The organism is Promicromonospora kroppenstedtii (genome assembly GCF_044389675.1).
GTDB classification, from domain to species: domain Bacteria; phylum Actinomycetota; class Actinomycetes; order Actinomycetales; family Cellulomonadaceae; genus Promicromonospora; species Promicromonospora kroppenstedtii.
Genome location: NZ_JBIRYI010000003.1, coordinates 336,625 through 361,453, shown reverse-complemented (window position 1 = coordinate 361,453; position 24,829 = coordinate 336,625). Strand labels below are relative to the sequence as shown.

The following is a 24,829-nucleotide window of genomic DNA, read 5'->3' as shown; positions in this document are numbered from 1 at the left end:
GGATCGGGCTGGCTGAGCGGATCGGGCGGACTGAGTGGATGGAGCCGGCCGAATGAACGGGAGAACCGGGGATCAGTGCTCGACGGTGTAGCGGGTCTTGCCCGCGGCCATGGCGGCGACGATCGCCTCGGCTACCCCGGCGACGTCGTCCGGCAGCTCACGCAGCACGGCACCGGGCGGGCCGGCGGGGCGTAGCGAGGGGGCCGAGCCGGCTGGATCTTCTGAGCCCAGCGAGCCGGCGGGGTCGACCGCGCCGGGGAGCGTCGCCCGGACGAAGTCCTCGTGCATGTGCCGGGCCGCGTCGAGATCCGTGAAACCGTGGCCCGTGCGCGTCTCGACCCGCTTCAGGCAGGTCTCCACGGGCGGCAGCAGCACCACGTAGTCGAGCGCCTCGACGCCGCTCAGCCGGGCGAACGTAGGCAGGAACCACGGGCCGATCACGCCGTCGTAGACCACGGCCATGCCACCCGCGGCGAAGCCGCCTGCGGCGGCCGCCGCGGCGCGGACGGTCGTGTCGTTCTGGGTGTGCGACTCCGGGAGCCACGGAGGGATCATCCCGCGCCGCAGGAACCGGAAGAACGCGTCGCCCTCCACCAGCACGCTCGGTTCCCAGAGGTCGGCCAGGGCCTCGGAGACGGTGGATTTGCCCGAGCCGGGCGGGCCGGTCACGACGAGCAGCCCCGGGACGACGTGGTCGACCGTTCCCCCGCTCATCCGAGGTCCCACAGGAAGCGGTAGTAGGCCACCCGGTCCGGGTCCTCGTCGATGCCGTAGCCCTCGTAGACGAGGTGGTCGTAACCGTCGCCGTAGTTCCAGGCGAGGCTGTAGGTCGCGACGGCGAGGTCGGCCCAGCGGTCGGCGACGCCGAGGCCGCCGAAGTCCACGTGCCCGGCCCACGCGCCGTCGTCGTCGAGCAGGGTGTTGGGCGCGCAGGCGTCACCGTGGCAGACCACGAGGCGGTCGTGGTCGGGAGCATCGGCGGCGCGGGCCCGCGCCTCGACCGACCAGCCGACGGCAGCGTGACCCCGGGCGGCACGGTCCTCGGCGACTGCGATCCGGTCCTCGACGCTCCAGGTCCACGGGCACTCCTCGACCGGCAGGGCGTCGTGGAGCGCCCGGAGCCCGGCCCCGATGGCCCGGGCCGCGGTCTCTGGCTCCACCAGCCAGCGCGGGTCGACGGCGGAGCGGCCGGTCATCGCGACCGTGACCAGCCACTGTGCCTCGTCGTCGGACCCCACCTCGAGGACCTGCGGCACCGGCGTGTACGGCGCTGCCCACCGCATACGGGCGGCCTCGTTGGTCAGGTCGACCTTCTCGGTCGTGGCCCGGTCGTTGTAGGGCATCCACTTGACGAAGTAGGGGTGATGCCGGCCGCCCGGGTCGACCCGGAACGTGAGGCCGCCGAGCTCGTTGCGCCAGGCCGGGGTGATGAGTCCGGCGCCGGCCAGGTCACGCACGACGTCGGGCACCGAGGCCGCTTCGGTGGGGATGGTCATGGGGTCAGCGTGGCAGACCGGGTCGCCTGACCACGAGGTGAATTCCGCGCGCGTGCGGTGTGCCGGTTCCGCCTCCGCCGAAGGATGTATGTGCGCCCGCCCAGATCGCCCGAACGGCCGACGCGGCCGCGGTGCGGCCGGGACAGGCTCGGACCATGGCCACCAACCCGTCGTCGAGCACGTCATCACCGCAGGCATCATCACCGCAGGCATCATCACCGCGGGCATCGGCACCGCCAGCGTCAGCCGTCCCGGATTCAGTCCTGCCTGATTCGGCCCTGCCTGATTCGGCCCTGCCTGATTCAGTCCTGCCGGATTCGGCCCTGCCGGATTCGGCCCTGCCTGATTCGGCCCTGCCTGATTCAGTCCTGCCGGATTCGGCTCTGCCGGAATCGGCGCAGCCGGCGACGGTGTCGTCAGGTCCAACGGGGGCGACCGGGCGCATCCTCGCGCTCGACGTCCTGCGGGGTATCGCGATCCTGGGCACGCTCGCCAGCAACGTCTGGCTGTTCAGCACCCCGGGCGGCCCCGCCGCGTGGATCTCGGACGGGTTCGCGACGGACGACCCGGCGCGGACGGTGCTGCAGGCCCTGTCCAACGGGAAGTTCCTCGCGCTGCTCACGCTGTTGTTCGGGGTGGGGCTGGAGCTGCAGTACCGGTCGATGGTGCGGCGCGGCATGCCATGGCCCGGCCGGTACCTGCTGCGGGCCGGGATCCTCCTGGTCGAGGGCTTCCTGCACTACGTCCTCGTCTTCGAGTTCGATGTGCTGATGGGGTATGCGATCGCGTCCGTGCTCGCCGCCTACCTGATTGGGCGGAGCGATCGGGCGGTGCGGGTCTGGGGCGGCGTGGTGGCCGGCGTCTACGTCGTGGCGATCGCTGGCCTCACCGCACTCCTGGCCGTGACCTCAGACGCGTCCACGGCTGGTGGGTCCACGACTGGTGCCTCTACGGCTGGTGCGTCCGGAACCGGGGGTGGGGCGTCCCTGTCGACGGCGAGCTGGCTGGACCAGGTTCTGGTGCGACTCACCTACATGGACGTTTTCCGCATCGAGCTGCTTCTGATCGTGCCGTCGGCCACCGTGCTGTTCCTGGTGGGCTCGCGTCTCGTGCGTGCCGGCATGTTCTCCACGACGCCGGACGGCGCGCGGCTGCGCCGTCGGCTCGCGTGGGCCGGGCTCGGGTTCGGTATCCCGCTGAACGCGCTGACGACCTGGGCCGGGCCGACCTGGGTGCTCGTCGACCGGTACCTGGTTCCGCCGTTGGTGGCGCTGGGCATCCTCGCGCTCGGCACCACGCTCGTCGCCCGAGCGCACACGGGGAGCGGACCGGCGCGCGGGTCGGGAAGCGGGCTGGGCCTGCTGCGGCGCGGCGTCGAGGGGATCGGTCGAACGGCGCTGTCCTGCTACGTGCTGCAGAACGTGCTCGCCTCGGTGATCTGTTACGACTGGGGCCTCGGCCTCGCGGGAGGCAACGCGTGGCAGGTCGTTCTGATCTGGGCGGTCATCTCGCTGATTCTCATGGTGGCGGCGCCCCTGTGGCTGCGGCGGTGGTCGCGCGGCCCGATCGAGCTCGTGATGCACCGGGTCTACGACGCGCGGCGCAGGTGATGCGGGTCGGTCCGTCGGCGCGGGCGTTCCGCGCGGCGTACTCGGACCGCCTCCTCGGCGTCCCACAGGGCTCGGTAGTACGCCGTGCGTTCGGGGTCGGGCGCAATGCCGTAGGCAGCCAGCACCAGCGGCTCCAGACCGGGGCCGTAGCGGCGGGTGACGCTGCGTGTGGTGACGGCGATGTCCGACCAGCGGTCGGCCACGCCCAGGTTGCCGACGTCGACGTGAGCCGCGAACCGGCCGGCGCCGTCCAGCAACGTGTTCGGGACCGTGGCGTCGCCATGGCACACGACGAGGCGGTCGACGGGCGGCGGGTCGGCCAGCGCGGCGGGAAACCGGACGTGGTTCGGTCCGGGGGATCCCGGGGATCCCGGGGATCCGGGGGATGCGGAGGATGCGGGGGATGCGGGAGACGTGGGGGATGTGAAGGACGCGCCGGACGCGGGAGACGCGCCGGATGTGGGAGGCGCGGCTGACGAGGAGGATGCGGAGAGCGAGGTGGGTCCGATGGAAGCAGCGCGCTCGGACGGTGGGCTTCCCAGGGGCACCGGGACGGTTGAAGCCCTTGAGCGGACCGCGGGCCCGGTGATCCCTGGCGCCTCGGACTTCGCTGGGACTGTGGATTTCGCGGGCGCTGGGGATTTCGCGGGGGCTGGGGACGTCCCCAGGGCTGCGGGCGCCTCCAAGGCAACGGCCGGCCCGAGGCCATTACCTTGCAGGGCTGCGACCCTCAGCTCCGCGGTGCGGACGAACGGGCAGGTGTCCGTCGGGAGCGCATCGTGGAATCGGCGCAGGCCCATGCCGATCGCGATCGCCGACTGCTGGGCGCGGGTGCGCCACCGGGGCTCGATGGCGGACGTCGCGATCGCGTCGTTTGCCTGGACAGCCTCGGTCAGGAGCCAGGCGCCGTGTGCGTCGCGCCCGGCGTCGAGCACGCGGGGGACCGTGGTGAATGTGCCGGCCCAGACGAGCCGGTCGGCCTCGGCGACCGGGTCAGGACAGGACGAGAAACGGGGCACCCACTTGAGGTACGAGCTCTTGGCGTACCGGTGCTCACGGGGCGGGATCCAGAAGTCCTGGCCCCTGGAGTGCTGATTCTGGAGGCGCTGGCCGTTGGAGTGCGGACTCCCGGGGAACGGATCCGGCACTGACCGGGAAGCCGCTGCGCCCGGCTGCGTCCGCCGGTCCTCAAGGCGAGCGGTGAAACCGCCGTACTCGTTGCGCCACACGGGAACGACCGTCGTGCCGGGCCGCAGTCGTCCGGCCAGGATGTGCACGACGGGCGGAACTTGGACGGGCGTCGGACTGATGCCGACCAGCGCGCTCGACACGGAACCATCGTCCCATAGAGCGGGTGAAAAATGGCTCCGAGTTCACCGCGCGGGCGGGCACCGGGCAACCGAAGCGCCAGGAGCTCGGGTTGCAGTCAACGCGTGGGCACCGCCGTGGTGTGAGCCCACCCTTGCATGAGGGTCGCGCGTGTGGGTCTCGGGTGTGGGCCTTGTGCGAGGGCCTTGCATGAGCACCATGTGAGCGTTGCCCGTCTGCGGGCGCCGCCACCTCGCGAGCGTTGGAACGCGTCCGGGCCGGGTGTCCGACGCGTGTGACGGCGTCGGGCACCCGGCTCGGGCCGGAACGGTGCGGTGCGTTTCTGGACGGTGCGTTTCTGGGCCGTGCCTGGATGATGCGCTTTCGGACGGTGTGCACCCGGACGGTGTGCACCCGGACGGTGTGCACCCGGACGGTGCATACCCGGACAGCGCATACCCGGACGGTGCATGCCCGGACGGTGCGCTCGGGACGGTGCGCTCCGGGACGGTGTGATGCGGGCGGGTTATGCGGTCCGGTATGGGAGGTCGGGTCCCGTCAGACCGCGCTCAGGGCGCCTGCGCCCAGCTTCTTCGTCCCGAGGGCGGCTGGGGCCTGCGAGCCCGACTCGGCGTCGACGTCGGCGGCGGCCGAACCGGACACGGTCACGTCGACGCACTGGTAGAACGCGTTCACGGTGTCGGCGATGTTCCAGCGGGCGAAGATGGTGTGGTCGCCCGCGGGCAGGCCGCTCAGCGTGTGCTCGACGGTCGCGCCGGGCTGTGCGCCGCCATCGTCGAACGTCTTGAAGAGCTGGCCGTCGACGAAGTACTCCCAGGTGGACGTGGAGTGTCGGGCGGTGATCTGCCAGCGGAACGTGGTGTTGCCGCTGATGGTGGTGCGCGGCCAGGCCAGGGAGTCGTCGTCGAGCACGGTGAAGCCGCTGCCGCCCGAGCACTGGGTGGAGCCCTTCGGTGCCTCGACGCTCTGCGGCTCGTACTGGAGGCCGCCGCAGTCGAAGCTCACGGTGCCTGTGGCGCAGTGGTCCGCGCGGCTCGGCGGGCTGGTGATCCAGCCGTGAGCCTGCGCCTGCGGCAGCAGGGCGTTCGGGGCGGAGACGAGGAAGGCTCCTGCGAGTGCCATGGCGGCGAGTGCGGAGAGCAGGAGTCGGGTCGGCGGGCTGGCGGTGCGTGCACGATTCACGGTGATGCCTTCCGTAGTTCGAGCGGGACTGCTGGTCCGGGCGTGGCTTGGCGGTCTGCCGGGGTTGCGCTGGACCAGCGGGTGAAATTCGGTGATGGCATCGAACCTAGGAAATGTTCGCGTTGCTGACAATGAGGGTGAATTCGTACGCGGTTCCCCGTATTTCGGCACCTTGCCGACCCGGATCGACTCCCGGACCGACTCCCGGATCGACCCCGGAATGGCTCCGGGGCGGCCCCGGAACGGGTCCGAAACGGGTCCGGAATGGCTCTGGAACGGGTCCGGAGTGGTGCCCGATCGACCCCCGAACGGCTCCGGATCGGCGCCAGATCGGCCTTGGGTCAGCGTCCGGCCGGTCGCTGACGGCCGGTCGCCGGTCGCTGGTCGCTGAACGCGAGAGCGGCCGCTGCCCCGAGTCGGGACAACGGCCGCTCCGTGCGGACCCTCGTGCGGTTGGTGACGCGGTCTCTGCTGCCGTTCGGGCCTCAGCGAACCGTTACAGCTGCGCGGCCAGCAGGCGCCCTCCGCCCAGCTGCCGGTCGGCGTCGACAGCGGTCTTGGCGGCGCTGGACCCGCCGCCGATGTTCACGTCCATGCAGGCGTAGAACGCCATCGCGGTGTCGTACACGTTCCACCGGGCGAGGATCGTGTGGTTGCCGCTCGGCAGGCCTGAGAGCGTGTGGGTGACGGTTGCGGGCGGCGTCGCCCCGTTGTCGTTCACGGTCTTGAACAGCCGGCCGTCCACGAAGTACTCCCAGCTGGCCGTGCGGTGGAAGGCGGTCAGTGTCCACTGGAAGGTGTGCGTGCTGCCGATGTTCGTGCGGGGCCAGGCCAGCGAGGCGTTGTCGAGCGTCGTGAAGCGGCTGCCGCCCGAGCAGAGCATGGACCCCTTCGGCGCCTCGACGCTCTGCGGCTCCCATTCGACGCCGTTGCAGGACCAGCTCACGGTCCGCTTGGCGCAGTGGTCCTGGCGGCTCGGCGGAGAGACGACCCAGCCGTGGGCCTCGGCCCGGGGGGTCATGGCGCTGGGTGTGGCGACCAGTGCCGTCAGGGTCAGGGCCAGCACGGCGAAGATGCCGAGCACGACTCGGGTGGCGGGTGTGTGCGGTGCGGTTGCTCTCATGGCGCTCACCTCGTGATCTGAAGTTGGGAAGTTCCTGGACTACTCCTGAGTGCTTGGGTGCGACGATCCGACGCTAGAAAACGGCGGTACCCGGCGACAAGTAGGGCAACTACGTACTCGGGTGCGGGTACGTGTAAGCAGTTCGGGGCGCGTTTTGGGCGAGATGGTGCGACGGCGGGGTGGTCCGACGGCGGGGCGGTGCGACGGCAGCGCGGTGCGACAGCGAGATGGTGCGACGGCGGTGCGGTCCGACGGGCGGTGCGGTCCGACCGTCGGCCGGTGCGTCAGCGGCGGGCGGTCGGCAGCCGCGGCGCGGGTCACGCCCCGGCGCCGACCACGGCGCCGCGCCGGCTACGACTCAGCGGGTGCCGCGTCGAGCACCGCGTCGCAGGCCCGGAGCAGCCGCAGCCGGAGCTCGCCGGACCGCTGCGCGAACTCGCGCTGTCGCCGCACGTATTCGGCCTTGCCCTGCGGCGTCTCGATCTGCACTGCCGGTACGCCGTACCCGGAGACGTCGTAGGGGGACGCCGCCATGTCGGTCCACCGGATGTCCCGGGCCAGCTCGAACGCGTCGAGCAAGAGGTCCCCGGGCACGGCCGGACCGAGCTTGAGGCACCACTTGTAGAGGTCCATGTTGGCGTGCAGACAGCCCGGCTGCTCCATGCCGACCTGCGCGGCGCGGGTCGGCTGGAGCTGGTTGCGCGGGGTCGCCTCCGGCGTGAAGAACCGGAACGCGTCGAAGTGCGAGCAGCGCACGGGGTTGGCCTCGACCACGGCGTCGGTGCCCGCGTGTCCGAGCCGGAGCGGCAGTGGGTGTCGCTGGTCCCGGCCCGCCTCCCGGTCGCGGTAGACCATCGCCCACTCGTGCAGCCCGAAGCAGCCGAACGTCCCTGGACGCGACGACGTCGCCGCGAGCAGGTCGCGGACGTACCGCACCGTGTCACCCCGGTCGGCCAGGAATGCTGCGGCGTCCAGGTCGACGACGTCTTGGGCGGCGCCGTGGGTGGCGCTGTCGTAGGTGGCGCCGTCGTGAGTGGCGCCGCCGTGGGTGGCGCCGTCGAGCCGCGTCGTCCGGTGCCAGCGCCAGGTCGTGCGGTCGTCCGGGTCGGGGGCACCGTTGTTCGCGCCGCTGCCGTTCGAGCTCTCGCCGTCGGCCGGGCTGGTCACGCCGGTACCGGGCAGCAGCAGTGCGACGCCTGCGCCCGGATGCCACCGGCGCAGGTGCGCGATCCGCGTCGGGTAGTAGGTGAAGAGGAAGTCCTCGATCGCGTGTTTGCGGCCCTCCGCGCGCGCCGCGCGCCATACCGCCGTGAGCGCGTCGGCGCGCTCGGCGTGCGCGGTCGCGAGGGGCAGCCACTCGTCGGGCGGCAGGACTGCCTGGTCCCGAGCGGTGTCCAGCGCGGGCTCCGGACCAGCGCCCGGACCAGCGCCCATCAGACCAGCGCCCGCACCGGCGTCCGGCCCGTCCGGCGCCACACCCGGCTCGTCCTGTGCGAGTGGCTGGCGAGCCACCTCGGCCGGGTGCAGGACGGTGGCGCGCCCACGGGGCGCGGTCGGCCCGTCGAGGACTGTGCTCACCGGTCCAGGGTACGGCGGTCCCCGGACGTACCCGGCTTCGCAGCTGGGCAGGGCACCACCAGCCCCGCAGTCCGGACGCCGTAGGGTGCGACCATGTCCGACCTCCCCCTGCGCCGCCTCGGGCGCTCCGGCCTGTCCGTTCCCGTCGTCGGCCTGGGGTGCAACAACCTCGGCCGCACCGGCACCGTCACCGAGACCGCGGAGGGCACCGCCGCCCTGATCGACGCCGCCATCGACGCCGGCGTGACCTTCTTCGACACCGCGGACGCCTACGGCGCGCGTCCCGGGCTGTCCGAGGAGCTGCTCGGAGCCGCGCTCCGGGGCCGGCGCGACGACATGCTGATCGCGACGAAGTTCGGGCTCGACCTGCACGGCGCGAACGGCCAGGACTTCGGCGCTCGCGGGTCGCGCCGGTACATCGTGCGGGCGGCCGAGGCGTCGCTGCGCCGGCTGGGCACCGACTGGATCGACCTCTACCAGCTGCACGCCCCCGACCCGGCGACCCCGCTCGACGAGACGCTCGCCGCGCTCGACGACCTGGTCCGCGCGGGCAAGGTCCGCTACGTGGGCCACTCCAACTTCCGCGGCTGGCAGGTGGCGGACGCCGAGCACGTGGCTCGCGGGACCGGCGGGACCGGCAGGACCGGCGGCACGGGCGGCACCCGGTTCGTCTCCGCGCAGAACAAGTACTCGCTGCTGGCCCGCGGCCTGGAGCGTGAGGTGCTGCCCGCGGCACGGGAGTACGGCATCGGCGTACTGCCGTACCACCCGCTGGAGAACGGCCTGCTCACCGGGAAGTACACCGGCGGTGCCCGGCCCGACGGCTCCCGTCTGGTCACGACCAAGCAGCAGCTCCTGGACACGGCGCCATGGGCGGCCCTGGACCGGTTCGGCACCTTCTGCCGGGAGCGCGGCGTCACCGAGACGGACGTCGCGTTCTCCTGGCTGCTGACCCGGCCCGAGGTGTCGTCGGTGATCGCCGGGGCGACACGGCCCGAACAGGTCCGAGGGAACGCCCGGGCCTGGACCTGGACGCCGACGGCGGAGGACCTCGCGGAGCTGGACGAGATCTTCCCGGTCTGATGGCCCGGCTCGGTCTGACGGCCGGGCCCGGTCTGACGGCCGGGCCCGGTCTGACGGCCCGGCTCGGTCTGACGGCCCGGCCCGGCCACTCTGCCGGGCTGAGCCCGGCTGGATGATCCCAACCGGACCCGCCCGGCCGGGCACGCGCGCAGTCGGGGTAGCGTGACGGGCATGAACCGTCCGTTCCGCCAGGTCAACGTCTTCTCCGCGCAGCCGACGGCCGGCAATCCCGTCGCCGTCGTGCACGGGGCCGAAGGTCTCACCGACGAGCAGCTGGCTGACTTCGCCCGGTGGACCAACCTATCGGAGACCACGTTCCTGCTCGACCCGACCGAGGCCGGCCGCGCGGCCGGCGCCGACTACCGCGTCCGCATCTGGACCCCGGGCGGCGAGCTGCCCTTCGCCGGGCACCCCACGCTCGGCACCGCGCACGCCTGGCTGGAGGCCGGCGGCGTTCCGCGCGGGCAGGACGTGGTCCAGGAGTGCGGTGTGGGCCTGGTGCGGGTCCGCCGCGAGAACACCGGCGTGGGTCAGCGTCTCGCGTTCGCCGGCCCGGCCCTGATCCGTTCCGGCGCCGTCGACGACGCCGACCTCGCCCAGATCGCGCGCTCGCTGCGCCTCGAGGTGTCCGACGTCGTCCGCTCGGCCTGGGTGGACAACGGGCCCGGCTGGGTGGCGGTCCAGCTGCGGGACGCCGACGTCGTGCTCGGCCTGGAGCCGGACCTGGTGGTGATGGGTGACCTCAAGCTGGGCGTCGTCGGCGAGTACGCGCCGGTCCGGGCCACCGCCCCGCAGACGGCGGAGCAGAGCGTCCCCGCCGTCGAGGTGCGCGCCTTCGTCCCGTCCATCGGAGTGGGGGAGGACCCGGTGACGGGCAGCCTCAACGCCGGTCTCGGCCAGTGGCTTGCCGGCGACGTGCTGCCGTCGTCGTACGTCGCGTCGCAGGGGACCGCGATGGGCCGGGCGGGCCGCGTCCATGTCGAGAAGCTGCCCGACGGCGAGGTGTGGGTCGGCGGAGACACCGTCACCACGATCGTCGGCGAGGTGGCGCTCTAGGAACTGGTGCCCCGGGCCGTCGGCCGGTCCGGGAAGGCCCGCCTGGCGACCCACCCGAACAGGCGCTCCAGCGGGCCGCGGCCCAGCAGCGCCCGCCACGCCGTCGCCAGCACGAGGGTGACCACCACCATCCAGCCCAGCGGCGTGTTGGTCGCGGGGTCGAGCAGGTCCCAGTAGGTGCGCGTCCACCACCAGATGGTGACGATCTGCAGGGAGTAGACGGTCAGTGCCAGCGCACCGACGGCGGCCAGCGGCGTGGTGACAGTCAGCACGATCCCGCGTGCGATGCGCCGGAGCCTGTTCTCCTGCCCATGGTCCTGCCCGTCGTCAGCTCCGCCGTACTGCCCGCCGTACTGCCCGCCGCCCCGGGCCACCGACCCCAGGAGCAGGCACAGCCCGAGCACGCCCAGTGCGAAGCCGCCGGAGCCGAGCGTCTCGAACGTCGTGTCGTCGTGCGGGCCCTCGAGGTAGAGCCCGGCCAGGGGTGGCCACGGATCGGACCAGGCGGGTGCCGGCTGCACGTACTGCGACGACGTCACGGCGACCTGCCCCTCGACGGCGGTCAGCCCGCCGGCGTCGGCCACCATGACCGCCGAGGCGACCGACGTCAGTGCCGCCAGCCCGAACCCGCCCGCGACCAGGCCGAGGTGCACCGTGGGCGACCGCAGGTCGCAGCGGCCCACCGCGAGCCCGGCGAGCACGTACGCCATCCAGACCAGAGCGGGGTAGTGGCCCGTGAGAAGGAAATCGGTGGCCGCCCCCGACCCGTCGTGAGGTGACCGCAGCCCGGCCCGGGCCAGCGCCTCGGGTCCGTAGTACACGAGGACGGGCCCGACCACCGCGATGGCTACCGCGATCGCCGCCAGCCGAGCCGGCGGCAGGCGCAGGAACGGCAGCGCGAGCACGAAGTACGCGGCGTAGAAGCCCAGGATGAGCAGCACGCGGGTGCCGAACAGGTCGAGCACCGCGACCAGGGCCAGCAGCAGCACGACCCGTACGAGGATCCGGGCGCGCGCCGTGCGCATCGCCTCGCCCGTCAGCGGCCGGGACCCGCCCGTGACCAGCGCCAGCGACAGCCCGGCGACCGTCGCGAACAGGATCGAAGACCGCCCGTGCGCCAGGCTCAGCCAGCCCTCGAACGTGGCGAGGTCGTCCGAGGTGACCCCGACGTGCGCGGTGAACATGCCGAGCACCGCGACGCCCCGGGCGATGTCCGCCCCCAGCACACGGCCCGGACCGCCGAGCAGGTTGTCGCGCACCCTCCGGAGCCCGCCGCCGGAGGAACCGGCGAGCCGGCCGCCGGAGGAACCGGCGAGCTGGCCGGACGAGGCTCCGGACGAAGCCCCGGACGATGCCTCGGACGAGGCTCCGGACGATGCCTCGGACGACGCCCCGGACGGCTGAGCAAGCGTGGACATGCGCGCATCCTTGCGCGTCCCGAGGCCCGACGCTCGTGGGACCCGCCGGGGCCGGCTTGTTGGACAGCCGTCCCGAAGGATGAGAACGCGGATGTGCAGCGTGGCGCGGCGCACATACAGTGCGGCCATGACCGGCAGCGCCAACGAGCACGACATCGCTCGCATCGACACGGCCCGAACCGACGCGCCCAGCCACAAGCTCGGCGACACGTTCGGCGGTAGGTTCCCCGCGAACGAGGGGAGCGGCGGTCCCGCCCGGGACCGCACCAAGCCCGCGGGCACCGACCCGATCGACGCGGTCGACGCTCCCAGCAGCCTGTCGAGCCTGACCCGCGGAACCGGCGGCACAGGTGCCGCCGGGCAGGAGGGCCCCGACAGCCCGGGTGCCGGCACGGACCTGACCAAGGAGTCCGAGTCGTACACGCACGGGCACCACGAGTCGGTGCTGCGCTCGCACCGGCGCCGGACGGCGGCCAACTCCGCCGCGTTCCTGCTGCCCCACCTGCTGTCCGACATGACGCTGCTCGACGTCGGCTGCGGCCCCGGCACCGTCACCGTGGACCTCGCCGAGCGGCTCACGCAGGGCAGCGTCGTGGGCGTCGACGCCTCCGACGACGTGCTGGAGTCCGCCCGCGGCCTCGCGGACGCGCACGGCACCAAGAACATCACCTTCGAGCACGCCAACGCCTACGAGCTGCCGTTCGAGGACGACTCGTTCGACGTCGTCTTCGCCCACCAGCTGCTCCAGCACCTCTCCGACCCGGTGGCGGCCCTGCGCGAGATGAAGCGCGTCGCCAAGCCGGGCGGGTTCGTCGCCGTGCGCGACGCCGACTACGAGGCCATGACCTGGTACCCGGAGTCCGCCGAGCTCACCGAGTGGAACATGCTTTACCACGAGGTCACGCACGCCTACGGCTTCGAGCCCGACGCCGGACGCCGCCTCGCCTCCTGGGTGCGCGACGCCGGGTTCGACCCCGCCACGATCGAACCCGGCGCGAGCGTCTGGTGCTACGCCACCCCCGACGACCGCACCTGGTGGGGCGGCCTGTGGGCCGAGCGCTGCACGGAGTCCAACTTCGCCGTGCAGGCCAAGGACTCGGGTCTCGCGGACGACGTCGCCCTGGAGCAGCTCGCCCAGGGCTGGCGCGAGTGGGCCGCCGCGCCAGACGGATGGTTCGCGGTGCTCAACGGCGAGGTCCTCGCCCGGGCGTGACCGGCGTGCGCTGCCTGACCTGCCGGGGCCGTTCGTGGCGCATCAGCTGCACCAGGCGCACCGTCAGACCGCTGCCTGCGGCGAGCACGATCGCTACGCCGAGCAGCAGCACGGCCGGGTAGAGCCACAGGACGATCCGGTAGGCGGCCACGGGTTCGCCCACGCCCATGAGCGTGGCGCCGAGCCAGGGGAGCGCTGCCCCGAGCAGCAAGAACAGGGCGAGCGGCACGAGCCGCAGCACCGTGGCGAGCCGGGTCCTGGCGATGCTTCCTTCGGTCCTTCCTTCAGTCCTGCCTTCGGCGGGGCGTTCTGCCCTGCGTCCGGCCCGACGCTCGGCCCAACGACGGGACCGGACCACGACGAGGACGCCGCCCAGCAGCACGAGCGCCGCGATACCGGACAGCACGGCGTTGAACGTGTCGAACGGGTTGCTGGTCGGCAGCGTCGTGCCGCCGTCGACCGCGACGATCGCGTTGTGCGTCAGCACCATGGGGTCGCCGGCGCCGTTGGCGAGCACGACGGCGCCGGCGCCGGTGCGCGAGGAGAACTCGATCCCGGAGGCGAAGGTCGCCAGCGTGCCGCCGTGGCCGACCAGCTGGGCCCTCTCGCTGTTACCCTCACCGTCGGTCCCGGCGTCGCTGCCGCCGGGGGTGCTGGTGGGGGTGTCGGCGGTCGTGCTGTGCCAGCCGTAGCCGTACGTACTCTCGTCGGGCCCCTCGTCGCCCCGAGCCTCGTCGTCCGGCACCTTGTGGAACGCGGCGAAGGTCTCCGGGCGCAGCAGCACCTCGCCGGTGTCGGGCGACGTGCCGTCGCCCACCTGGAACCGCAGCCAGGCCGCCATGTCACGCGCGGTGGAGACGATCCCACCGCTGCCCGCGCAGGCGAGCGGGAGCTCCGGCACCGCGAGCCGCACGGGGCCGAACAGCGTGAAGCCCCGGGCGAGGCCCGCCGGCTCGACGTCGCAACGGTCGGTCGTGATCGTGGACGCCATGCCCAGGGGCGTGAAGATCTCCCGCTCCAGGTAGTCACCGAAGTCCGCGTCGGCAGTGCGCTCGACCAGCCGGGCCAGCACCGCGTACCCGGCGTTGCTGTACAGGGTGGCCGTCCCGGGAGCGCTGGCCAGCCCCTCGTCAGCCAGCCGCGCCACGGTCTCCGCGGGCGCCGACGCCGGGTCGGACGCGTACTCCAGCGCCGTCGCGGCCAGGCCCGAGCGGTGGGCCAGCAGGTGCTCCACGGTGATCGACCGGTACCGGTCGTCGACCATGTGCAGTTCTGGGAGCAGCCCCGCGACCGGGTCGTCCAGGTCGAACCGCTCGGCGTCGACCTGTTGCAGCACGGCCAGCGCGGTGAACGCCTTGCTCATCGAGCCAATGCGCATCGGCGTGTCCTCGCCGACCGGCTCGCCGGCGCCCGTCGTCCCGTGCACCCGGACGCGCACGTCGCCGTCGGCGAGCGTCACCAGCGCCAGGCCGGGGGTGCGGTGCACGCGGAGGTACTCGGCGAGGTGCTCGTCGATGGCGTCGACACCGTCCGCCGCGCCGCTGTCGGAGCCGAAACCGTCTGCCCGGGCCGAGCTCACGTTCTCCCGGAACGGAGCGCCTGTTCCGTTTGCGGACGCAGTTCCTGCCGGCGCCGCCTCTGCCGACGCGGCCCCCGGCGGCGCTGCAGCCCCCACCGCCGCCGGGGCGAACGCGATCACCGCCGCCGTCAGGAGCGCGATGCCTCGGGCCGCGCGGAGGCGCACCCGCCGCGCCCCGATCCGGTCGTTCCTCATCCGAGCTCCTCGTCGCCGTGTCCTCCCGCGGCCCGGCGCCGTGCGCGGCGGGCTCTCCTGTCCGCAGACGCTAGGAAAGGAAACGTGACTCAGGCATCGGGGATCACCTGGGCCGCGCCCCTGACCGGCCCCTGATCCGACCCGGAGAGGGCCTACGCCGGACGTGCGAGAGTCGCGGTTCGTCGAGAGAGCGGGCGGGATAGCGGACAGTGCGGCGCCCACCGCTCCCGGGCACGGCGGCGTCCGGCATACGCTGAGCCCGTGCGTATCGCTAGATTCACCACCGGAGACGACCCCCGCTTCGCCCTCGTGCAGCAGGAGGGCGACAAGACCTTCCTCGCCGTGCTGGGCGGCGACCCCCTCTACATGCCGGCCATGCCGACCGGCGAGCGCATCGAGCTGGGCGACGGCGTCCGGCTGCTCGCCCCGGTGATCCCGCGCTCCAAGATCGTGTGCGTGGGCAAGAATTACGCCGACCACGCCAAGGAGATGGGCGGCGACGTCCCGACGACGCCGCTGCTGTTCTTCAAGCCGAACACCGCGGTGGTGGGCCCGGACGACCCGATCGTGCTGCCCGACTTCACGCAGGAGGTCTCCTACGAGGCCGAGCTGGCCGTCGTGATCTCCAAGGTCTGCAAGGACGTCACGCCCGAGAACGCGCCGTCGTACATCCTCGGCTACACCGTGGCCAACGACGTCACCGCACGGGACGCCCAGCGCACCGACGGGCAGTGGGCCCGCGCCAAGGGCTTCGACACCTCGTGCCCGCTGGGGCCGTGGATCGACACGGACCTGAACCCGGAGGACGTCGCCGTGCGCTCGCGCGTCAACGGGGAGCCGCGCCAGGACGGCCGCACCCGCGACATGGTGTTCGACGTGCCGTTCCTCGTCTCGTACATCTCCGAGGCGATGACGCTGCTGCCCGGCGACGTGATCCTCACCGGCACGCCTGCCGGCGTCGGCCGCATCGACCAGGGCGATCGTGTCGAGGTGGAGGTCGAGGGCGTCGGCGTCCTGGCCAACCCGGTGCTGCGGCGCCGCTGACGTGACGGCCGAGACAGCGAACAACACATCGAACAACACAGCGAACAGCACGGGGAACAGCACAGGGAACGGCACAGCGAACGACGCGACGGCCGGGCCCGCGTCCGGCTCCGGTGCCGGACCGGGGGCCGGGCCCGCGTCCGGCTCCGGTGCCGGACCGGGGGCCGACCTCGGTGCCTCCCATGAGACCGGCGCCGCCCTGCACCGGGATGCCCTCGCGACCCTGCGCGCCTGGACGGGTGCCACGCCGGAGCAGGAGCGGCTGCGGGCGCGGTACGTCGCGCACCTCGAGTCCGCAGGGGAGGACGGCGCAGGGGAGGACGGCGCGGGGGAGAGGCCCACAGGGGAGAATGCCGCCGGTACGCCCGGTCTCGGGGTGCTCCGTGAATCCGTCCCGGACCACCTGACGGCATCGACCCTCGTGCTCTCGCACGACGGCGCGCGCGTGCTGCTCACCCTGCACGCCAAGGCACGGCGCTGGTTCCAGCTCGGCGGGCACCTCGAGCCCGGGGACCGTACCCTGGCCGACGCCGCCGCCCGCGAGGCCCGCGAGGAGTCGGGCATCGCCGACCTCGTGGTCGACGCCGTCCCCGTGCACCTCGACGAGCACGTCGTGCCGTTCTGCCGGCCCGGGACGGGCGACCCGGACAGCCCGGTGCACCACCTCGACGTCCGGTTCGTCGCGGTCGCGGGGCCCGACGCCGAGACCGCGCTGTCGGACGAGTCGCTGGCCCTGCGCTGGTGGCCCGCTGACGCGCTGCCGGATCCCGAGCTGACCGAGCTCGTGCGCCTGGCCCGCGCCCGGACCAGCCCGGAGCATGCTGGCCCGGACCGGCCTGGCCCGGACCAGGCTGGTGGAGCATGATCGGACGATGATCATCAGGCGCTCCACGGCGCGCGTCCGGCCCGGTCTGCTCGACGAGTTCCGGGCGTTCATCGAGGCGGGCACCGTGGGGTTCGCCGCGCTCGACGGGTTCGTGAGCGACGAGATCGTCGTCAGACCGGCCGGGTCGGGCCCGGGCACGCTCACCTATGTGAGCCGCTGGCGGGACGCCGCGGCGCTCGCGGCGTACGCCGGTCCACGGTGGCGCACGGAGCCGGTGGTGCTGGAGGACGAGGACCGGTTCCTCGTCGAGCCGCTGGCGGTGCGCCACGTGGAGCTCCGGCGCGCCGTCCCGGAGGACGCCCCGGCGATCGCCGACGTCTGGCACGCCGCCTGGGGCGACGGGCATCGCGGGCTGGTACCGGCCGCCTTGGAGGCGGCCCGCACGCGGGACTCGTTCGGACCGCGCGCCGTGGCCCGGGTGCCGGGCACGACCGTCGCCGTCGTGGACGGACCGGCCGAGCCTGCGGAGTCCCGCGTCGTCGGTTTCGTGACCGTCCGGGGCGAGGAGCTGGAGCAGCTGTTCGTTGCCGCGCCCCACCGGGGCTCTGGTGTCGCGGCCGACCTGCTGTCCGCGGGCGAGGCCCGGATCGCGGCGGCCGGACATCCCGAGGCGTGGCTCGCCGTCGTGGCGGGCAACACCCGCGCGCGGCGGTTCTACGAACGGGCAGGCTGGTCCGACGGCGGCCCGCTCGACTACCAGGCGGAGACCCCGCTGGGGCCGGTGCCGGTCGCGACACGGCGGTACGTGCGCCACCTGCCGTAGCCGCGCCGCCTGCGGTAGCCGCGCCGCCTGCGGTAGCCGCGCCGCCTGCGGTAGCCGCGCCGCCTGCGGTAGCCGCGCCGCCTGCGGTAGCAGGGCGGACCGATGCGACGCGCGGGCCGCTCAATTCGTGGTCCCCCCGGAGCGCGACACGCATCATGGTCCGGTGCAGACAATGCGGCGCTTTCTCGCCCTGACCCCCCTGGCGTTCGGCATCACCGCGGCGGTGCTCGTCTACCTCCAGAACCGCGAGGACTTCTCGTGGGGCGGGGTCTGGTTGGGCGTCGTGAGCGCTGTCATCGTCACGGTGGGCGCGTTCCTGATGATTCTCTCCGGTGCCGCGCTGCTCCGGCTGCTGGCGGTACGTAGCGACTGGGCCGCGCTGGGCACCGGGCTCATCCTGGCGACGGTGCTTCTGGCGGTCTGCTACGCCGCCATCGCCGCGAGCCTGCCGGCGGGCGACGAGGGGTGGAGCCTGCTCTACGTGGTGGGGCCCGCGGTCGCTTCGATCCCGGTGTGGCCTGCCTACGCCGTCGCGCTGCTGGTCCGTGGCTGGCGCGGCCGGACGTCCCGCCGTCGGCCCGGCTCCGCCGCCGGGCCCCGCAACGCCTAGGCTGTGGGCGTGACTTCCGTGACCGATACCCCCACCGACGGCGCGCCCGAGGGCGCCGCCGTGCGCGTCCGCTTCGCGCCGTCCCCGACCGGCATGTTCCACGTGGGTGGCGCCCGCTCCGCCCTGTTCAACTGGGCCGTGGCGAAGCAGCAGGGCGGCACGTTCGTGCTGCGCATCGAGGACACCGACGCCTCGCGCAACCAGCCCGAGTGGGTGGACGGCATCCTGTCGGCCATGGAGGCGCTGGGCATCCGCCAGGAGGACCCGGCCTTCGAGGGCCCGTACTTCCAGTCCGAGAACGCCGGGATCCAGAAGGACGCCGCGCAGCGGCTCTTCGCCGAGGGCAAGGCGTACTACTGCGACTGCACCCGCGAGGCCCTGATCGCGCGCACCGGGAATCAGCAGACCGGCTACGACGGCTTCTGCCGCGGTCGCGGCCTGGAGTACGCCGAGGGCCGCGCGCTGCGGTTCCGCACGCCCGACGAGGGCGAGACCCAGGTGGTCGACCTGATCCGCGGCAACCCGACGTTCCCGAACGCGAACCTCGAGGACTTCGTCATCGCGCGCGGCAACGGCTCGCCGGTGTTCCTGCTGGCCAACGTCGTGGACGACATCGACGAGAACATCACGCTCGTCATGCGCGCCGAGGAGCACCTGCCCAACACCCCGAAGCAGCAGCTGCTCTGGGAGGCCCTGGGCAAGACGCCGCCGCAGTGGGCGCACATGCCGGTGATCGTCAACGAGAAGCGGCAGAAGCTCTCCAAGCGCCGCGACAAGGTGGCGCTGGAGGACTACCTCGCCGAGGGCATCCTGCCCGACGCGATGGTGAACTACCTGATGCTGCTCGGCTGGGCGCCCGGGAACGACGAGGAGATCCTCCCGTTCGACGAGCTGGTGCGCCGGTTCCGCGTGGAGGACATCAACTCGTCGTCCGCGTTCTTCGACATCAAGAAGCTCACCGCGTTCAACGGCGAGTACATCCGCGCCCTGAGCGTCGAGGACTTCGCGGCGGCCTGCACGCCGTGGCTCCAGGCCCCGGCCGCGCCGTGGACGCCGGAGCAGTTCGACCAGCAGGTGTTCGACGCCGTCGCGCCCCTGGCCCACTCCCGGGTGGCGCTGCTGTCCGAGATCACGGACAACGTCGACTTCCTCTTCCTGGACGCCCCCCTGGTGGACGAGGACTCCTGGAACAAGGCGATGAAGGCCGGCGCCGCCGAGCTGCTCGCCGACGTCCGCGAGGCCCTGGCCGCCGAGGAGTCCTGGACGGCCGAGCCGCTCAAGGACATCGTCACCGTGGTAGGTGAGAAGCACGGCATGAAGCTGGGGAAGGCGCAGGCCCCGGTCCGGGTGGCCGTGACCGGACGCCGGATCGGCCTGCCGCTGTTCGAGTCGCTCGAGGTGCTCGGCAAGGAGCGCACCCTCGAGCGGGTCGACGCCGCGCTGGCCCGTCTGGGCGCGGGTGCGGGTGCAGGTGCTGGTGCCGGTGCGGGTTCCGACGCAGCCGGGGTGCCCGCCGTGGCGGAGTGAGCTCACGGCGGTGTCCCGGACCGGTCTCACGGGGTGTCGGCGCCACGGTCGGCGAGTGATCCGGACCTGGGCCGGCGGACGGTCCGGAAACCCTCCGGGAAGCCGCCAGCGAAGTGGTCTAACGTGAGCGGCGTGACCGACGCCATGACACCTGACGCCGTGCCGCCCACGACCGACCCGACCACCGCCGTTCAGCCTGGGCCGGTTCAGCCTGGGACCGCGCCGCTCGAGACCGCGCCGCTCGAGACCGCACAGCAGCCGATGCCGCAGTCCCTGACACGGGGGGCTGCGGCGTCGTCGTTCCCGGGGGAGGAAGGGCCCGGGGTGCCCGGGATGCCAGGAGCGCCCGGGGTGCCGGTCCTCGCGGCGTCGTCGTACGCACCGCGGGAGTACCCGCAGGCCCTGCGCGGGCCCTGGTTCCGGTGGTGGCGGCCGCTGCTCGGCCTGGTCGCGATCGCCGCGTGCCTGGTCGTCGTCTTCGGGGCGATGCTGCTGTACCTGCTCCTGCTGGTCGTGGGGCAGCTGGCCGGACTGGACCTCCCGGACCCGTCGTCACTCACCGATGCGTGGTTCGTGTCGCCGTCGGGCCTGCTGGTGACGAACCTCGGCCTGGCGCTCGGCATCCCGGTCGCGCTGGTCGCGACGTGGGCGCAGGCGCGGCGCGGCGGCCTCGTGTCATCGGTGCTGGGTCGCGTGCGCTGGCGCCTGCTGCTCGGCGGGCTCGGGGTGTCGCTGCTGCTCCTGGTGCCGCTCACGCTGGGCAGCAGCATCCTGGTCTCCCGCCTCGGGCCGGCCGGTGACGCCGGCTCGGGTGCCGACGACACCGGCCTGTGGCCGCTCACTCCGGCCGCCGGCTGGGTGGCGCTTGCGCTCGTGATCCTGCTGACCACACCGCTGCAGGCGGCCGGCGAGGAGTACTTCTTCCGCGGCTGGATGTCGCAGTGGATCGGCAGCCTGCTGCGCTGGCGCTGGCTCGCGGTGATCGTGCCTGCCGTGGTGTCCGCAGTCCTGTTCGCCATGGCACACGGTGCACAGAGTCCGTGGCTGTTCGCCGACCGGCTGGTGTTCGGCCTGGTCGCGAGCCTGCTGGTGTGGCGCACCGGGGGACTGGAAGTTGCCGTCGCGCTGCACGCGGCCAACAACCTGCTGGCGTTCGGTCTGGCCATCGCCTACGACGGTCTCGCGGACTCGCTGCTGATCACCGAGGTGGCACCCGTCGAGGGCGTGGCCAGCATCAGCACCACCCTGATCACCACGGCGGTGCTGCTGTGGTGGGCGCACCGGCGCACGCCCGCGCTGGTGGTGCCGGACCCGGTGGTGGCGAGCGTCCCGGCGTCGGGCGCGGCCCCGATGGAGAAGACTGTGGTGGAGCGCGAACCTGCACAGGGAGAGATGGCATGACGACGGACGGCATCCTGTTCGACGTCGACGACACCCTCGTCGACACCAAGGGCGCCTTCGCCCGGGCGCTGGAGGCGGTGCGGGCCGAGCATCTGCCGCACGTCCCGGCGGAGCGTGACCCGGAGATCCTGTCGCACTGGCGCACCGACCCGGGCGGCTTCTACAGCCGCTACACGCGCGGCGAGATGGACCACGTGACGCAGCGTCGGCACCGGGCGGCGCTCCTGCACGAGACGTTCGGCGCGGCGCCGGTGACGGAGAAGTCCTTCGAGGCGTGGGACGCGCTGTTCTGGGGCACGTTCGAGCGCTCGTGGACCGCGCACGACGACGCCCGAGCCGCGATCGACGCGGTCGTCGCCGCCGGGCTGAGCGTCGGCGTGGTGACCAACGCCGCCACGGAGCTGCAGGAGCGCAAGCTGAAGGCAGCCGGGCTCGGCGACCTGCCGGTGCTCGTCGGGGTCGACACCCTGGGCTTCGGGAAGCCGGACCCCCGCGTGTTCCTCGAGGGGGCGCGCAGGCTCGGCACCGAGCCGTCCCGGACGGCGTACGTGGGCGACGAGCCCACCGTCGACGCGCTGGCGGCCCATCAGGCGAGCCTGACGGGTGTCTGGCTGGACCGCGCGGGCCACCGCCGGGGCCCGGGTTACGGTGCCCACGCCCAGAGCGGCGGTGCGTGGCCCGGTGGCGCGGTTCCCGGTGCGGTTGCGTCCGGTGCGGCTGCATTTGATGCGGTTGCGTCGGATGCGGATGCGTCCGGTGCGGTTGCGTCGGATGCGGTTGCGTCGGATGCGGTTGCGTCCGATGCGGTCCAGCCGAACGCCGCGCAGCGTGCGGCCCTTGCCGGCGACCCGCAGAATCCTGAGGCGCTGCGGGCGGCGGGCGTCGTGGTGATCGAGACGCTGGCCCAGCTCCCGGCCGCCCTCGGGTACGGCACAGGGCGCTGAAACTGACTCGATCCGACCCGCGTGACGGACGGCACGCTCATTCCGTTTTGCCCACCGTCCGAGGTCAGGTAGTGTTCTCCAGCGGTAGGACCCCCACGGAACACCGGTCGGAGACAGGTGTGTCCAGGAGGTCATACCCCCATGGGGTATGGTGTAATTGGCAGCACGAGTGGTTCTGGTCCACTTAGTCTAGGTTCGAGTCCTGGTACCCCAGCGCAGAGCACTGCGCATCCTCACTGACGCAGGTCAGGTGCAGGGTGCGCTATCGTTCTCACGGTGCCGGTCCATAACCGGTAGTTCAGGCCCCCATCGTCTAGCGGCCTAGGACGCCGCCCTCTCACGGCGGTAACGCGGGTTCAAATCCCGCTGGGGGTACGCAGTCCACCAGCTTCGGCTGACGGATGTTCAAGGCCCCCATCGTCTAGCGGCCTAGGACGCCGCCCTCTCACGGCGGTAACGCGGGTTCAAATCCCGCTGGGGGTACAGCGAGAGAGGCCCGGTCCACGCGGACCGGGCCTCTCGCCGTTCCGGGCGCGGGTCGCATGACACCGGGCAGCAGGCGCCGGGTTCGGACATCAGCCTTCGGACATCAGCCGCCGGGCCACTAGGGATAGGCACCAGGCGCCAGGTACCAGACACCAGGCACCTGCGGCGTGGCTCGGACACCAGGCGTCTGCCGCTCGTCCCGGACGTCCGCCGTCCGTCCCGGACATCCGCCGTCCGTGTCAGGCTCGTGTCGTCCGTCGTCCGTCGTCCGTCCCGGACGCCCGTCGTCCGTGTCAGGCTCCTGCCCTGCCCTGCCCTGCCCCGCGCATCGCTCCGTCACCGCTATGCAGCGCCTCCGCCGACCGCAACCGGTCCCCGCGGTCGACCGTAGGGTTGCTCGCTCTCTGAGGCTCCTTGCGGCGACCAAACCTACGTTCACCCGGCGAGCGCTCGTGTGCCTCGCGTTGCGCGTCTCGCGACGTCGGCACGCGGGCGTGCGCGTGCTTCGGCTCCGGTGTGATCCTGCTCGCAGAGGCGGAGCGTCAGCGGATCTTCGGGTCCTTGCCGCCCTCGATGAACGGGCTCGGCAGGGAGTCGGAACCGTCGGTCGCCGACGTCGGCCCGCCCGGCACGTGATCGCCCCCCTTGCCGCTGCTGGTCCGGCCGGGCGCGCTTCCTCCGCCCGACGACGCCGCGGTGGCCGCGCCGGCAGTCGAAGGCCAGTTCGCGTGTCCGGCCTGGTCGCCGTCCGGCCTCGAGTCCGCCCCGAAGGAGCCCGCACCGCCGTAGCCCGCACCGCCGTAGCCCGCACCGCCGTGGCCCGCACCGCCGTAGCCCGTACCGCCGGTGCCCGCGCCGCTTGGACCGGCGCTGCCTGGACCGGTGCTGCCCGTGCCCGTGCCTGCCGGAACCCCGTCGCCCGAGGTCGCGCCGGACGCGGCGCCGACACCGGCCCCCGCTGAACCGGCGCCTCCCGAACCAGCACCCCCCGACCCTGCACTCCCCGAACCGTCCCCGCCCGAGCCCGTCTGCTCGCGCAGGTGCGGCAGCTCGATGCGCTGTGTCGGGGGATTGCTGCGCCGTCCGATCCGTGGCATCAGCGCCGGCGGAGCGACGGGCGGCGGGGTTTCCGCCGGTGCGACGGCCTCCGGCCGTCCGCCCGGGCCGGACTGGGCAGCGGCCTCGGCCTCGGCGGCGTCGGGGTGGAAGAGCGTCGCGATGATGAGGCGGTACCGGGAGTCGGGGCGGGGGACCCACGTGATGCGGTCGAGTGCCTGGTCCTGCCCTGCGGTCTCGAAGATGAAGGTGCCGTAGCCGAGCACCTGGCCCATCGGGGTGCGCTCGTACCCGAGGTCGGTGACCTTCTCGGACGGCATCATCGCCACCCGGTGCACCAGGAACCCCGTGAGCAGGATCAGTCTGCGGTCGGTCATCACGAACCACTCGGCCCGCCAGTCCAGCCACTTCCAGAGCAGGCGCGCGCCGAGCACCAGGAACGGCAGCCACACCCACGCGAGCTGGTCGCGGACGTTCGGGTCGACGGCGACCAGGATCGCCAGGCCCAGGGCGAACGCACCAGTGGTCGTGAGGATCGGCTCCCACAGCCTGGCCCAGTGCCGGCGTGTGGCGGTCACGATCTTCTCGTCCGCGAGGATGTACCGCTGCAGGGCGCGATTGCGGATCACGAAGTCCGCTGTTGCGCTCATGCGGGTCTCCCCGGTGCGTTCGGATTGGTCCTGTTCGGAATGGCCCTGTCCGGAACGGTCCTGTGCGTGACAGGCCTGTCGGGACTGGTCCTGACAGGGATGTTCCTGGTGACGGGTGTGCTCGACGTCGCCGAGTCCCGCCCGCTGACCCTACGTCGTCAGCGGCCGATGGACCCGGTGAAGAGCTCCTCGAAGAACGTGCCGATGTTCGCGATGGCACCCCAGATGACGTCCCAGAGGGCGAGCACGACGTCGGCGGATCGCTCGGGGTCGTTGATGACCGAGTAGAGCAGGAAGATCACCACGACCCAGATGATGATGAGTCTCACCTTAGGCGGCATCAGATTCCTCCGACGTTGGTGCGCACGCACCGGGTGTGCGCACGTCGCGGACGAGACTACTGACACCACCCCGACCTGGGGAATGACCTGGCTCGGCGTGGCGGACCAACACTCACGGACCGCTCACCCGGCGCACACCGGGTGAGCACGGTCGGGCCCACGGCCAGAGCGCACGGCCAGAGCGCACGGCCAGAGCGCACGGCCAGAGCACGGCCGACGGCAGCAACATGCGGGCGGAGCCCGGCGGGATCCCCTGGGA

21 protein-coding genes and 3 tRNA genes are annotated in these 24,829 nt (G+C 72.6%); 14 read left to right on the top strand and 10 right to left on the bottom strand.

Annotated elements, in window-relative coordinates; genetic code table 11:
• Positions 1 to 72: 72 nt before the first annotated feature.
• A complete protein-coding gene (locus ACH47X_RS07290; protein ID WP_397402811.1) occupies positions 73 to 714 on the bottom strand; it encodes an AAA family ATPase in 642 nt (213 codons plus the stop codon).
• On the bottom strand, positions 711 to 1,496 hold the full coding sequence (locus tag ACH47X_RS07285) for a phosphotransferase (protein ID WP_397402809.1): 786 nt from the start codon (positions 1,494 to 1,496) through the stop codon (positions 711 to 713). Before ACH47X_RS07285 ends, ACH47X_RS07290 begins: the two co-directional genes overlap by 4 nt.
• Before the next feature lie 410 nt (positions 1,497 to 1,906).
• Between ACH47X_RS07285 and ACH47X_RS07280 the strand changes: the two genes are divergently transcribed.
• Entirely contained in the window at positions 1,907 to 3,106 is a 1,200-nt protein-coding gene (locus tag ACH47X_RS07280; RefSeq protein WP_397402807.1) for a DUF418 domain-containing protein, read from the top strand.
• Here the strand turns inward: ACH47X_RS07280 and ACH47X_RS07275 are convergent.
• The 4 genes from ACH47X_RS07275 to ACH47X_RS07260 all read right to left on the bottom strand — a co-directional run bounded on the left by ACH47X_RS07275 (position 3,085) and on the right by ACH47X_RS07260 (position 8,174).
• On the bottom strand, positions 3,085 to 3,906 hold the full coding sequence (locus tag ACH47X_RS07275; protein ID WP_397402894.1) for a phosphotransferase: 822 nt from the start codon (positions 3,904 to 3,906) through the stop codon (positions 3,085 to 3,087). The genes ACH47X_RS07280 and ACH47X_RS07275 overlap by 22 nt on opposite strands.
• Before the next feature lie 1,066 nt (positions 3,907 to 4,972).
• The gene (locus tag ACH47X_RS07270; protein WP_397402805.1) at positions 4,973 to 5,617 is read right to left on the bottom strand and encodes a lytic polysaccharide monooxygenase auxiliary activity family 9 protein; all 645 of its coding nucleotides are present in this window, start codon (positions 5,615 to 5,617) and stop codon (positions 4,973 to 4,975) included.
• A 496-nt stretch (positions 5,618 to 6,113) separates the two neighbouring features.
• Entirely contained in the window at positions 6,114 to 6,740 is a 627-nt protein-coding gene (locus ACH47X_RS07265; protein ID WP_397402803.1) for a lytic polysaccharide monooxygenase auxiliary activity family 9 protein, read from the bottom strand.
• A gap of 351 nt (positions 6,741 to 7,091) precedes the next feature.
• Entirely contained in the window at positions 7,092 to 8,174 is a 1,083-nt protein-coding gene (locus ACH47X_RS07260) for a 3-methyladenine DNA glycosylase (RefSeq protein ID WP_397402892.1), read from the bottom strand.
• Positions 8,175 to 8,411: 237 nt separating this feature from the next.
• Between ACH47X_RS07260 and ACH47X_RS07255 the strand changes: the two genes are divergently transcribed.
• Together ACH47X_RS07255 and ACH47X_RS07250 are read left to right on the top strand one after the other, a co-directional pair.
• The gene (locus tag ACH47X_RS07255) at positions 8,412 to 9,401 is read left to right on the top strand and encodes an aldo/keto reductase (protein WP_397402801.1); all 990 of its coding nucleotides are present in this window, start codon (positions 8,412 to 8,414) and stop codon (positions 9,399 to 9,401) included.
• A 171-nt stretch (positions 9,402 to 9,572) separates the two neighbouring features.
• Positions 9,573 to 10,457 (top strand): PhzF family phenazine biosynthesis protein, encoded by an 885-nt coding sequence (locus ACH47X_RS07250; protein WP_397402799.1) that lies wholly within the window; start codon positions 9,573 to 9,575, stop codon positions 10,455 to 10,457.
• On the opposite strand, the gene ACH47X_RS07245 is transcribed toward ACH47X_RS07250, so the two are convergent.
• Entirely contained in the window at positions 10,454 to 11,875 is a 1,422-nt protein-coding gene (locus ACH47X_RS07245) for a heparan-alpha-glucosaminide N-acetyltransferase domain-containing protein (protein WP_397402797.1), read from the bottom strand. The genes ACH47X_RS07250 and ACH47X_RS07245 overlap by 4 nt on opposite strands.
• Before the next feature lie 397 nt (positions 11,876 to 12,272).
• On the opposite strand from ACH47X_RS07245, the gene ACH47X_RS07240 reads away from it, so the two are divergent.
• Positions 12,273 to 13,088 (top strand): class I SAM-dependent methyltransferase, encoded by an 816-nt coding sequence (locus tag ACH47X_RS07240; protein WP_036971525.1) that lies wholly within the window; start codon positions 12,273 to 12,275, stop codon positions 13,086 to 13,088.
• Here ACH47X_RS07240 and ACH47X_RS07235 read toward each other — a convergent pair.
• Complete coding sequence (locus ACH47X_RS07235; protein ID WP_397402795.1) at positions 13,060 to 14,862, bottom strand: serine hydrolase domain-containing protein; 1,803 nt, start codon at positions 14,860 to 14,862, stop codon at positions 13,060 to 13,062. The genes ACH47X_RS07240 and ACH47X_RS07235 overlap by 29 nt on opposite strands.
• A 261-nt stretch (positions 14,863 to 15,123) precedes the next feature.
• Between ACH47X_RS07235 and ACH47X_RS07230 the strand changes: the two genes are divergently transcribed.
• The 10 genes from ACH47X_RS07230 to ACH47X_RS07185 all read left to right on the top strand — a co-directional run bounded on the left by ACH47X_RS07230 (position 15,124) and on the right by ACH47X_RS07185 (position 22,520).
• On the top strand, positions 15,124 to 15,906 hold the full coding sequence (locus ACH47X_RS07230) for a fumarylacetoacetate hydrolase family protein (protein ID WP_036971387.1): 783 nt from the start codon (positions 15,124 to 15,126) through the stop codon (positions 15,904 to 15,906).
• Between the two features lies 1 nt (position 15,907).
• Positions 15,908 to 16,771, top strand: a complete 864-nt coding sequence (locus tag ACH47X_RS07225; protein WP_397402793.1) for an NUDIX hydrolase — start codon at positions 15,908 to 15,910, stop codon at positions 16,769 to 16,771.
• Between the two features lie 7 nt (positions 16,772 to 16,778).
• Positions 16,779 to 17,555 carry a GNAT family N-acetyltransferase gene (locus ACH47X_RS07220; RefSeq protein WP_397402791.1) on the top strand — a complete coding sequence of 259 codons (777 nt, stop codon included), beginning with the start codon at positions 16,779 to 16,781 and terminating at the stop codon, positions 17,553 to 17,555.
• Positions 17,556 to 17,718: 163 nt separating this feature from the next.
• Positions 17,719 to 18,165, top strand: a complete 447-nt coding sequence (locus ACH47X_RS07215; RefSeq protein WP_397402789.1) for a hypothetical protein — start codon at positions 17,719 to 17,721, stop codon at positions 18,163 to 18,165.
• Between the two features lie 9 nt (positions 18,166 to 18,174).
• Positions 18,175 to 19,692 carry a glutamate--tRNA ligase gene (gene gltX, locus ACH47X_RS07210; protein WP_397402787.1) on the top strand — a complete coding sequence of 506 codons (1,518 nt, stop codon included), beginning with the start codon at positions 18,175 to 18,177 and terminating at the stop codon, positions 19,690 to 19,692.
• A 132-nt stretch (positions 19,693 to 19,824) separates the two neighbouring features.
• Positions 19,825 to 21,093: a CPBP family intramembrane glutamic endopeptidase gene (locus ACH47X_RS07205; RefSeq protein WP_397402785.1), complete on the top strand. Its 1,269-nt coding sequence runs from the start codon at positions 19,825 to 19,827 to the stop codon at positions 21,091 to 21,093.
• A complete protein-coding gene (locus ACH47X_RS07200) occupies positions 21,090 to 22,037 on the top strand; it encodes an HAD-IA family hydrolase (RefSeq protein ID WP_397402783.1) in 948 nt (315 codons plus the stop codon). Before ACH47X_RS07205 ends, ACH47X_RS07200 begins: the two co-directional genes overlap by 4 nt.
• Before the next feature lie 142 nt (positions 22,038 to 22,179).
• A tRNA-Gln gene (locus tag ACH47X_RS07195) sits at positions 22,180 to 22,251 on the top strand.
• Positions 22,252 to 22,339: 88 nt separating this feature from the next.
• Positions 22,340 to 22,412: transfer RNA gene (locus ACH47X_RS07190), tRNA-Glu, on the top strand.
• A 35-nt stretch (positions 22,413 to 22,447) separates the two neighbouring features.
• Positions 22,448 to 22,520, top strand: a tRNA-Glu gene (locus tag ACH47X_RS07185).
• 545 nt (positions 22,521 to 23,065) lie between these two features.
• Here the strand turns inward: ACH47X_RS07185 and ACH47X_RS07180 are convergent.
• Entirely contained in the window at positions 23,066 to 24,229 is a 1,164-nt protein-coding gene (locus tag ACH47X_RS07180) for a PH domain-containing protein (RefSeq protein ID WP_397402780.1), read from the bottom strand.
• Between the two features lie 158 nt (positions 24,230 to 24,387).
• On the bottom strand, positions 24,388 to 24,558 hold the full coding sequence (locus ACH47X_RS07175) for a hypothetical protein (RefSeq protein ID WP_020013705.1): 171 nt from the start codon (positions 24,556 to 24,558) through the stop codon (positions 24,388 to 24,390).
• Positions 24,559 to 24,829: the final 271 nt, after the last annotated feature.